The organism is Magnetococcales bacterium (assembly GCA_015231925.1).
In the GTDB taxonomy this organism is placed as follows: Bacteria; Pseudomonadota; Magnetococcia; order Magnetococcales; family JADGAQ01; genus JADGAQ01.
The window spans coordinates 1-9,985 of sequence record JADGAQ010000156.1; the positions used below are offsets into that span (position 1 = coordinate 1).

At 60.7% G+C, this 9,985-nt stretch carries 11 protein-coding genes and 1 tRNA gene; 6 read left to right on the forward strand and 6 right to left on the reverse strand.

Going from position 1 to position 9,985, the window contains the following annotated elements; translation table 11 throughout:
- Nucleotides 1-247: 247 nt before the first annotated feature.
- From HQL56_14890 to HQL56_14915, 6 genes are all read right to left on the reverse strand, one after another.
- On the reverse strand, nt 248-994 hold the full coding sequence (locus HQL56_14890) for a cytochrome c biogenesis protein CcdA (protein ID MBF0310807.1): 747 nt from the start codon (nt 992-994) through the stop codon (nt 248-250).
- Nucleotides 995-1,213: 219 nt separating this feature from the next.
- Entirely contained in the window at nt 1,214-1,537 is a 324-nt protein-coding gene (locus tag HQL56_14895; protein MBF0310808.1) for a divalent-cation tolerance protein CutA, read from the reverse strand.
- Nucleotides 1,538-1,547: 10 nt separating this feature from the next.
- A complete protein-coding gene (locus HQL56_14900; protein MBF0310809.1) occupies nt 1,548-2,066 on the reverse strand; it encodes a TlpA family protein disulfide reductase in 519 nt (172 codons plus the stop codon).
- 17 nt (nt 2,067-2,083) lie between these two features.
- Nucleotides 2,084-3,946, reverse strand: a complete 1,863-nt coding sequence (locus HQL56_14905; GenBank protein MBF0310810.1) for a UbiD family decarboxylase — start codon at nt 3,944-3,946, stop codon at nt 2,084-2,086.
- Nucleotides 3,947-3,969: 23 nt separating this feature from the next.
- Nucleotides 3,970-4,848 carry a 4-hydroxybenzoate octaprenyltransferase gene (ubiA, locus tag HQL56_14910; protein MBF0310811.1) on the reverse strand — a complete coding sequence of 293 codons (879 nt, stop codon included), beginning with the start codon at nt 4,846-4,848 and terminating at the stop codon, nt 3,970-3,972.
- A gap of 2 nt (nt 4,849-4,850) precedes the next feature.
- The gene (locus tag HQL56_14915; protein ID MBF0310812.1) at nt 4,851-5,420 is read right to left on the reverse strand and encodes a DUF98 domain-containing protein; all 570 of its coding nucleotides are present in this window, start codon (nt 5,418-5,420) and stop codon (nt 4,851-4,853) included.
- A gap of 300 nt (nt 5,421-5,720) precedes the next feature.
- Here HQL56_14915 and HQL56_14920 point away from each other — a divergent pair, with 300 nt between their 5' ends.
- The 6 genes from HQL56_14920 (at nt 5,721) to HQL56_14945 (ending at nt 9,975) form a co-directional block, all read left to right on the forward strand.
- A complete protein-coding gene (locus HQL56_14920; GenBank protein ID MBF0310813.1) occupies nt 5,721-6,482 on the forward strand; it encodes a 16S rRNA (uracil(1498)-N(3))-methyltransferase in 762 nt (253 codons plus the stop codon).
- The gene (locus tag HQL56_14925; protein ID MBF0310814.1) at nt 6,479-7,507 is read left to right on the forward strand and encodes an FAD:protein FMN transferase; all 1,029 of its coding nucleotides are present in this window, start codon (nt 6,479-6,481) and stop codon (nt 7,505-7,507) included. The genes HQL56_14920 and HQL56_14925 overlap by 4 nt, the downstream gene beginning before the upstream one ends.
- The gene (locus tag HQL56_14930; GenBank protein MBF0310815.1) at nt 7,504-7,911 is read left to right on the forward strand and encodes a NusG domain II-containing protein; all 408 of its coding nucleotides are present in this window, start codon (nt 7,504-7,506) and stop codon (nt 7,909-7,911) included. Before HQL56_14925 ends, HQL56_14930 begins: the two co-directional genes overlap by 4 nt.
- 296 nt (nt 7,912-8,207) lie before the next feature.
- Nucleotides 8,208-8,771, forward strand: a complete 564-nt coding sequence (locus tag HQL56_14935; GenBank protein MBF0310816.1) for a Gx transporter family protein — start codon at nt 8,208-8,210, stop codon at nt 8,769-8,771.
- Nucleotides 8,768-9,865, forward strand: a complete 1,098-nt coding sequence (gene mutY / locus HQL56_14940; protein MBF0310817.1) for an A/G-specific adenine glycosylase — start codon at nt 8,768-8,770, stop codon at nt 9,863-9,865. The genes HQL56_14935 and mutY overlap by 4 nt, the downstream gene beginning before the upstream one ends.
- A gap of 33 nt (nt 9,866-9,898) precedes the next feature.
- A tRNA-Arg gene (locus HQL56_14945) sits at nt 9,899-9,975 on the forward strand.
- Nucleotides 9,976-9,985 lie beyond the last annotated feature (10 nt).

The window sequence follows — 9,985 nt, forward strand, 5'->3', positions numbered from 1 at the left end:
AGTTACCCTCCGCTACAGCTGCTCCCACATTCATGATCACCTGAATTGTCAAAGATCGCATCCCGTTTCCGCATTCGGATTCCGGGTTCGCAAGGCCAGCTTCCAGCTGGTAGCGGGGGCTTGAGACTCATGCTCCAGCATGTGTACCGCCTCAAGAACCCCGAATACTACAGAAACGCCCCCGCAGAGTCAACAGGAAATTTTCAAAAAAATTTCCCTTTAAAATCAGATGGTTGCCGAACGGCCTTCAGCCGATGCTCGCCAGACCCGGAAACCATTGCAGCAAAAACGAGCTCAACTGCCCCAGATTGCCGAAGAAGATCAGCAGACCCACCAACACCATCAGCCCCCCGGAAACCCTCTCCACCGTATGCATCCAACGGCGCATGCGCACATAGAATGCAAAGAAGAGGTTGATGCCCACTCCCGCCACCAGGAAGGGAATGCCCAGCCCCGCCGAATAGATCACCAGCAGCATCACCCCCTGGCTCAGGGTCTCCTGGGCTCCCGCCACCGTCAGGATGGTGGCCAGGATGGGGCCTACGCACGGTGTCCAGCCAAACGAGAAGGCCACTCCTACCAGAAAGGCTCCCCACAGACCCGGCGGCTTGCGCTCCAGATTGAAACGCGCCTCCAGATTGAGGAAACCGATGCGGAACACTCCCATGTAATGCAGCCCGAACAGCACCACCAGTGCGCCACCCACTTTGGAGAGGATGCCCATCCAACCCATCAGCAACCGCCCCAGGAAAAAGGCCGAAGCCCCCAAAGCGATGAAGACCAGGGAAAAGCCCAATACAAAAGCCAGGGAGACCAATCCCGCACGCACGCCTTGCCGCCAGCGGTCGGGGGTTTCTGCCCCACCCGCCCGCAGATTCTCCACCGTAATCCCGGTCATAAAACTGATATAGGCCGGAACCAGGGGCAACACGCAGGGGGATACGAACGAAAGCAGTCCCGCCGTCAAGGCTGCAAACAGTGTCACTTCACCCATGAACCGTTCCTTCCGGTATTTGACTTTTAATATTTTATCTTTTAAGTATCAAAAAAAGAAAATGTTCTGTCCTTTGACTTTCTCTGTTTTTCTTATCAGATTACAAGAAAAAATCATGAAGAGGTTGAATAATTCTAGATTAGAGGACAATGGAAAAAGTCAACGGACAGAACATTTCCTTTTTTTGATACTTAAAAGATAAAATATTGAAAGTCCCCCTCATCTTCGCACCCACTGCAAGTAAGCTGGCAGCCCGTCCTGTACCGGCAGCATCAGAATCTCCGGCACCTCGTAGGGGTGCATCGCCTTGATGCGTACCTTCAGATCGGACCAGCGGCTCAAACAGCTCTTGACCATCAGCGTCCACTCCCGATCCTCCTGCAGTTTTCCCTCCCAGATATAGAAAGAGCTGCCTGCCGGGAAGAGATGCACACACGCCGCATGCCCCTCCTGGACCAGCGTTCGGGCCATCTCCCTCCCCAGGGCCTCGTCCGGCACATTGCTGAAAACCACTATCACCGGATCGGTGTTCTCGATGATCATGACAACACCCTCACACCCCGGACAGCAAGGGACGCACCAGATTCTCCAACATCTGCCGGTTCAACCGCCCGGTGTGGGAACGCACCACCTTGCCCTCCCGATCCAGCACCTTGCTGGTCGGCAGGCCGTAAATGCCGCCCATGGCGTATCCCAGGCCGTTGACCTCTTCCGACGTGCCGTATACCAGGGGATAGTTGATCTCCTGCTCCTTGGCGAAACTCTGCAGCTTCTCCCGGTCCGGACGTTCCATATGGTCCACCCCCACCACCACCACTCCCCGCTCGGCATACTCCTTCTGGAAGCTGATCAGCGCCGGAATCTCCTCCAGACAGGGGGGACACCAGGTCGCCCAGAAGTTGACGATCACCACCTTGCCCTTCAGTTCGTTCAACCGCAATATTCCCTCTTCCTGCACCCGGCGCAGGGGAATGGAGCCCAGGTCGGCAGGCGTATCCGCCCGCAATCCCGGCCCCGCAAAACCAACCAGCAGGCCGAGAATCCAGATCCAGCGTCGCCACAATGCCTTCATGCCCGTCATCTCCCCGATTATTCCTCTCCACCTGCCGAAAATCGCTTCGGCAAGCCATATTCCTGCCAGCGTTTATCCACCCGCAGGCAAGTGGCCGCATCCATCTCCAACACCCGTCCCCCGTTCCGGGAGGTCTCCCCCGGCAGTTTCACCGTGGCATCCAGGGCAAAGCGTCCCGTGGAAACGTGGGTGATCAGATCGCGTCCCGGATCGCAACGGGTGGCCATCACCCACAGCAGATCATCCCAGGAAGCGGGATCGATCTCATCGTCCACCACCCATAGCTGATCGGCCCCTCCGCCCGGCGGCACCATGCGCCACACCGCCTCCACCGCCTTGCGCCCGATATCGACCTCGCGTTTTTCCACCTGGATCACGGCCATGCGCTCTCCGGGAACGGGATAGACCCGTTTGATATAGGGCACCGCCCTTTCCAGCGCCGCCGGCCAGGCCGCCGCGTGGGAAGCCGAACGCACCATCCGTGGCGCCGCTTCCCGCTCGATACCTAATTTGACCGTGGCATCGATGCCAAGTTTCCCACCCAATCCCGGCAGGGGGGAGGCAAAATCGAGGTAATCGATGGGGGTATTGGTCAACACCTGCAGATCCCGGGCGGAATGGACATTGCGCCCGATAGCCGCCACCACCGCTTCCCAGTCGTCCACCGGCACGCCGGCATCCACCACCACCACGAATTTGGTGTAGAGAAACTGCCGCAACACGCTCCAAACCGCCGCCATGACCCGGAAAGCGTGGCCCGGATAGCGTTTATCCACCGCCACCACCGCCAGGCGATAGGAACAACTGGCCATAGGCAGGTAAAAATCACGGATTTCCGGAAACTGCTTGCGCAGGAACGGGACAAAAAGCCGGTTGAGGGTCACCGCCAGGATGGCGGGTTCGTCCGGAGGGCGCCCGGTGAAGGTGCTGACGTAGATGGCATCCTGGCGCAGGGTCAGGCGTCGCACCGTGAAGACCGGGAAGCGTTCCGCCTCGTTGTAATACCCGGTGTGGTCGCCGAACGGACCTTCCAGGGCCTGATCCTGCAAATCCACCTCGCCTTCCAGAACCATCTCCGCCTGGGCCGGCACCGGCAGGGGCACCCCCCTGCCCTGGATCACCTCCACCCGGCTGCGCCGCAGCAATCCGGCGAAGGCGTATTCCGACAAGGTCTCCGGCACCGGCGTCACCGCCGCCACCATGGTGGCCGGATCGGCCCCGATGGCCACCGCCACCGGCACCGGTGCGGAATATTGCGCTGCGTGCAGCGCTCCGCCCCGATGCGCCAACCAGCGCATGATCAAGCGGTCCCGCCCCAGGCGCTGCATGCGATAGACCCCCAGATTGACCGGCCCGCCCTGGGGACCACGGGTGATCACCAGCGGCCAGGTCATCAGCGGAGCCGCATCTTCCGGCCAGCAGGTCTGGATCGGCAACCGTTCCAGGTCGAGATCCAGCCCTTCCCAAATCACCTGCTGACACGGCGCCCGGCGCACCGTGCGCGGCGGCATGTGGCGGACGCGCAACAGGCGTTTGCCCAGATTCAGCAGATCCCGGATACCGGCTGGCGGCGTGGGTTGCCGCAACTCGGCCAGGAACTCCCCCAGACTCTCCAGCTCCGCCGGATCATGGCCGATGGCCCAGGCCACCCGCTCTTCGGTGCCGAACAGGTTGGCCAGCACCGGAAACTCCCCCTTGCCCACCTTGGTGAACAATACCGCCGGTCCGCGCCGTTCCAGCAGGCGTCGACTGATCTCCGTCATCTCCAGACGGGGATCCACCGGGGCATCCACCCGTATCAGTTCTCCCCTCGCTTCCAGAAACCGCATGAAAGCGCGCAGATCCCGAAACGGTCCGTTCGGTTTGCCGGTTCTGTCCAACCTGACACCTCGATAGCCGTGCTTCAGCCAAAGACAATACCCAAAAAGAGCATCGGACCGACCCACTGATTACTCAGGAAGGTGCGCAACAGCACCTCGGTACGTTCGTCCCGCAGGCGCTTCAACTGCCAGAGCAGATGGGCGGCGACAAGCGCGACGGCCACACCGTAGGGCCAATGCAGCGCCAGGTGATGGCCCGCCATCAACAGGCAGAAGAAGAATGCCGCATAACAGACCGCCACGGCGAGACGTACCCGTGATCCGAAAAGCAGGGCCGTGGAGCGCACCCCGATGCGAACATCGTCGCTGCGGTCCATCATGCCGTAGATGGTGTCATAACCCGTGGCCCAGGCCAAGGTGGCGGCGAAGAGCCACCCCGCCGGGGCATCGAGCCGTCCGGCCCCCGCAGCCCAGCCCATGACCGCACCCCAGCCGAACGCCGCGCCCATGTAGACCTGGGGAATGGAGACAATCCGTTTGGTCAACGGATAGGTCACGGCCAGCAGAGCGCCGATACCGGCCAGTTTCCAGATCAGCGGCGGCAACTGCAAGGCCAGCCACAGGGCAATGGCCAGCAGAAACAGCAACAACCCCACCGCCGGGGCCACCTCGATCCGGCCTGCGGCCAAAGGACGTTCCCGTGTGCGGGCCACCTGGGCGTCGAAGCGCCGGTCCGCCAGATCGTTGGCCACACATCCGGCGGAACGCATCACGAAGCTGCCGAGAACGAAGATAGCCACCAGCATGGGCTGCGCCCGTCCGTTCTGCGCGGCGAACAGGCCCCACAACGCGGGCCACATCAGCAACCAGGTGCCGATGGGACGATCCACCCGCATCAGTTTCAACATCTCCCGTGGCAGACGCCAGGGTACTTTTTCCACCACGAACGCCATGGCCCCCATGGTTACCACTCCCTCGGGAAAAGCTCGAAGATGCGGGCCACCACCGTTTCATCGACACAAAACAGGGAGCGACGACACCAGAAGGGGCATGGACCCGGCAAGCCCAGGCGCGTGGTCAACTGGACCGAGTCCCCCCGGGTCACCTGCAACGCCAGGCGTCGCACCCGCTTGCCCTCCTCCGGGAAAAGCAGGCCCAGGGGGCTTTGCCCGCGATTGACCTCCGAAAGAACCGCCGGGGACAAACCCTCGACCCTCATTTCCGAATGGGCGAACATGCCCTCGGTTTCGCCGTGGCCCAGCCAGGCATCCCGCAGCAGAAAGCGCCCCGGCCCCGACAGATGATGGCACTCCCCCCAGAGCAGTCCATCTTCCGGAAGCTCTTCCTGCACCCTCTGCCGCTCCAGCCGCACCCGAACCGGCCCGCCCCAACTCTCCTCCAACACCCGGGTCAGGGAGGCGGTACTGGTCAACGCTCCGCGAAAAAGCTCCGTCAGAACGGCGTCCCCCCGTTTCAGGGCTATGACGGGATCGTCCCAGGCCTCCCGCAGGCGAAAATCAAAAGGCAAAAGCATGAGGGCAAACTCGCTGAAAGCAGACAAGGAGAAGGGACTGATATACTGTATAGAGGCGCCTCTCCTCAAAGGGTTGCGAATCCGGGGACAATCATCGGAGTCCAGCACAAAACGGTGAGGCAATTTTTTTTAGGATTAAAATAAGGGGCAACTGACAAGTCAAAGGATAGAACATTTTCTTTTTTTGCTACTTAAAAGATAACATATTAAAAGGCAAAGGATATAAAATGTATTTCGGCTTGGCTGCGGCAGTTCCGCTTCTCCCTCAACGGTGACATTTTTTCCGGATCGTCGAACATCATGGTGCCCCGCATTTACTTTCCCGGTCAACTTGATTCCGCCAGTGAGGTCGTTCTGCCCCCGGAACCGACCCGCTATCTGCAAGGCGTGTTGCGTCTGCGCAGTGGCGCGGAGGTGGTGCTTTTCAACGGAAACGGCGGAGAGTGGACAGGTCGTCTTCAGGAGGATAACCGCCGTTTGAAGGTACGTCAGCTCGTCTGGCGGACAGGTGTGGCCGAGCCCGCCCTGCGACTCACCCTGGTGCAAGGTCTGGCCAAGGCCGCTGCCATGGAGTGGATCATCCAGAAAGGCGTGGAACTGGGCCTGAGCCGTCTGCTACCCTTGCTCTGCGAACGCAGCTTCTCCCGGGGCAACGCCCGAGGCTTCGACGCCATTCCCGAACGCTGGCACCGCATCGCCCAGGAGGCGGCGGAACAGTGTCGACGCACCCGTCTGCCGGAACTGGCCCCTCCCGTAACCCCTGCCCGTTTGGGAGAATCGCTGCCGCCGGGACCAAGGCTGCTCTTCTGGGAAGAGCAACGGGAACAGCCCGGTCTGCGTTCCCTGTTGTCGGACGAAACGTTCGCCGCTTCCTGCCGGGAGAGTGGTCATCTGACCCTGCTGGTCGGCCCGGAAGGTGGTTTGACCGCGGACGAGGCGCATCAGGCCGTGGAGACCCTCGGTTTCGTCACGGTTGGTCTGGGACCACGCATTCTGCGTTGTGAAACCGCTGCCGTGAGCGCTCTGGCCCTGGTCGGTGGTTTGTGGGGAGATCTGGCGTGAAAAAAACCCTGTTGCCTGTTTTGGTCATCCTCTTGCTGGCCTGGCTGGTCCTGCGGCCCGGTCTGCGCGAAGGCTCCCTCTCCTCGAATCCGCAACGTTCCACCACCCGTCTGGTCATGGGTTCCCTGGCCACCATCACCACCTGGAACGTCCCCGATGCCCTGGAACGTCGCGCTGTGGCCGAAGCCTTCGCCGCCATGGAAGAGGTGGACCGGCAATTGAGTCGCCACCGTCCCGATTCCGAGGTCAGCCGCATCAACCAGGCCCCCCGTAACGAAGCGCAGGCCCTCCCCCCCACCCTGCTGGAGGTGTTGCAAGCGGGGCTCGCTCTGTCGGAGGCCACCTCCGGTCGCTTTCATCTCGGGTTGGAGCCGTTGATCCGCTTATGGGGATTTTCTGCCGAGACGCCCCCGACGCAGCCGCCTCCCGCCGAAACCGTCGCCGCCTGGAAACAGGCCTGGCCCGGCCTGGACGGTTTGCGCCTGGTGCGGGAAGGAGAAACCACACGGATTATACTGGCCAACGACCGTGTTGGTCTCGATCTGGGCGGCATCGGCCAGGGATACGGAGCGGACCGGGCTGCTGCGGTGTTGCGTGAAGCCGGTGTGGTCAATGCCCTGATCGATGTTTCGGGGGATGTGCGTGTATTGGGGAGCAAGGGGGAATTCCCCTGGCGGGTCGGCATCCAGAACCCGCGTCAGCCCGGAGGAACCGTTGCCGTCGTGGGTTTGCGGGGCGATACGGCGCTGGTCACTTCCGGGGATTATGAGCAGTTCTATCTCTACAACTCCCGGCGATATCATCATATTCTCGATCCGTTGACGGGGGAACCGGCTCAATCCCAATTGGCTTCGGTCTCCATTCTGGCGCCTCAAGCCATGCTGGCCGATGCCCTTTCCACCGCTTTTTTCGTGGTGGGTGCCCAGGCGGGGCAGGAGTTGTTGCGTCGATTTCCGGGGGTGGAAGCCCTGTGGGTGACCACGAACGGGGTTATCGGCGCCACGGGGGGCTTTCCCCAGCCATGAGGGGCGTCCTGTTCTCCTTGTGGCAACGCGCCACGACACCGATGGATCGCTGGCTGGTTCTGGGCAGTGTTTTGGGGATCATCGCCTGGATTTCGGCCATGTTACAAGCTCAACCGGGCAGTCGGGTGGGTATTTTTCAGGAAAATCGTCTGGTGGCCACGCTGCCGTTGGATCAGGAACGGACGCTCTCCCTGGCGGGACGCCTCGGAGAGGTTCGGGTTCAGGTGGAAAAGGGCCGGGTACGTCTTCAGGAGTATCAAAGTCCGCGTCTGATCGGTACACGTACCGGGTGGATTCAGCGTCGCGGCGAGATGACGGCCTGTGTGCCCTGCGGGGTATTTCTGCGCATCGAGGGTGTGCCGCAAGCGGGGGAGGTTGCCCCGTTTGATGCGATTTCCAGATGATATATTCTGCCGTTTAATATTTTATCCTTTAAGTATCAAAAAAAGGAAATGTTCTATCCTTTGACGTTTCGTTTTTACTTCGTTTAGATCATCAAGACTCCGTGCTTGGCAGTTTTGCAATTGGCTCCGTTGACTTGGATATATTTAGCGAGGCATTAGATTATTAATTTTTATTGTGATAAAAGATAAAGCCAACGGATAGAACATTTCCTTTTTTTGATACTTAAAAGAAAAATATTGAAAGGCATGCGGACATATTGATTGAAATGTTTTGCATCCCCCGAAAGGACATGGCCATGACAACATCCTGTGGCGCAACTCCAGACCCCACCGGGGGGAACGGCTCTCCCGCATCATCGGAACTGCGACGGGATTTATGGTTCGGCAATCTGGCGGGACTGGCCATCGCCGCTCAGATGCTGGAGGCCTTTTTGCCGGGTTTGGGCCCCTGGTTCAAACCGGGCCTGGCCAATATCTTCACCCTGGTGGCTTTCTCCTGGTGGGGTTGGCGAGCCGCCGTCGCAGTCTCTTTGGTCCGGGTGGTGGCGGCTTCCCTGCTTTTGGGCACTTTTCTCTCACCCACCTTTCTCTTGAGTCTGTCCGGTGCCTGCGGCGCCCTGCTGGGATTGGGCCTCGCCCTGGTCCTGCCCTGGCGTACCGGCCCCGTGGGACGTTCCCTGCTCGCCTCCATGGCCCATATGGCGGGACAGTTTCTCATGGCCTGGCTGGTGGTCGTAGGCCATCCGGCCATTTTTCAACTGCTGCCCTGGTTTCTGCTGGGAGCCTGGATAACCGGATTGGTCAACGGAATTCTGACCTTTTTGATACTGGAGCGTCTGGAAAGCTGCCACAGCCGATGACCACTCCCGTCGACATCTCCTGGTTGGCCGCCTGCCGGGATCGTTTGGCGGCCGGGCTGCTCGATTATTATCGTCGCCAGGGTCGTGTCCTGCCCTGGCGGGGCACCCGGGATCTCTATCACTTGTGGCTGTGCGAAATCATGTTGCAGCAAACGGGGGTGGCCACGGTCATGCCCTATTACGAGCGATTCCTGGTGCGATTTCCCACCCTGGAAAGTTTGGCCCACGCCCCGTTGCAAGAGGTTCTCTCCCTGTGGCAGGGTTTAGGCTACTACCAGCGCGCCAGAAATCTGCACCGCGCCGCCGGCCGGGTGATGGAACAATTCCAAGGACAGATTCCCGAAGAGATCACGGCCTTGCAAACCCTGCCCGGAATCGGGGCTTCGACGGCAGCGGCGATTCTGGCCACGGGACGCAATCAACCACACGCCATATTGGACGGCAACTGCAAACGGGTTCTGGCCCGGCTTACGGCCCTGCCGTTGCCCATCAGCTCTCGGCAAGGTCTGGCTCTGTTGTGGCAGGCGGCCACCCTGTTGACGCCGACCGGGGAGGCGGGGGATTACGCCCAGGCCATCATGGATCTGGGCGCCACCGTGTGTACGCCGCGACATCCGCAGTGTGAACGCTGCCCCTGGCGGACGGATTGCCGCGCCCGAATCCGGGGAGCCAGCCAGGATTTCCCGGTGACCCTTGCCAAAAAGGCCATCCCCGAGCGTTACCAGATGGCGCTGCTGCTGCGTTGCCAGGATCAGCTTCTGCTGCAACAACGCGCCGCCCGAGGTCTGCTGGGCGGTTTATGGCAGCCGCCGGCCTCGCCCCTGCGCGACACCCCTCCCCCGTGGGGCGAGGAACTCCGGACCCTTTGGGGTGACATCGAAACCCTGCCGGCGCTGCACCCCCTGGCGGTGGTGCGCCACACCTTCACCCACTTTCGCCTGCTGGTTTCGCCTTATTTATTGGTCTTGAAGGAGAAACCCCCGCTTCAACACCTTGAGGGTCCCACCCGCTGGATTCCTTTGAAGGAGCTGTCCGAGGTACCGATCTCGACACTGCACCGCAAGGTATTGCGAGCGGCCCAGATCCCGGCTTGAATTTTCCCGCCAAAGGTGTAGATTGACCGCCGGGCCCTCGTAGCTCAGCCGGATAGAGCGCCGGATTCCTAATCCGTAGGTCGGAGGTTCAAATCCTCTCGGGGGTACCAGTAAAATCAA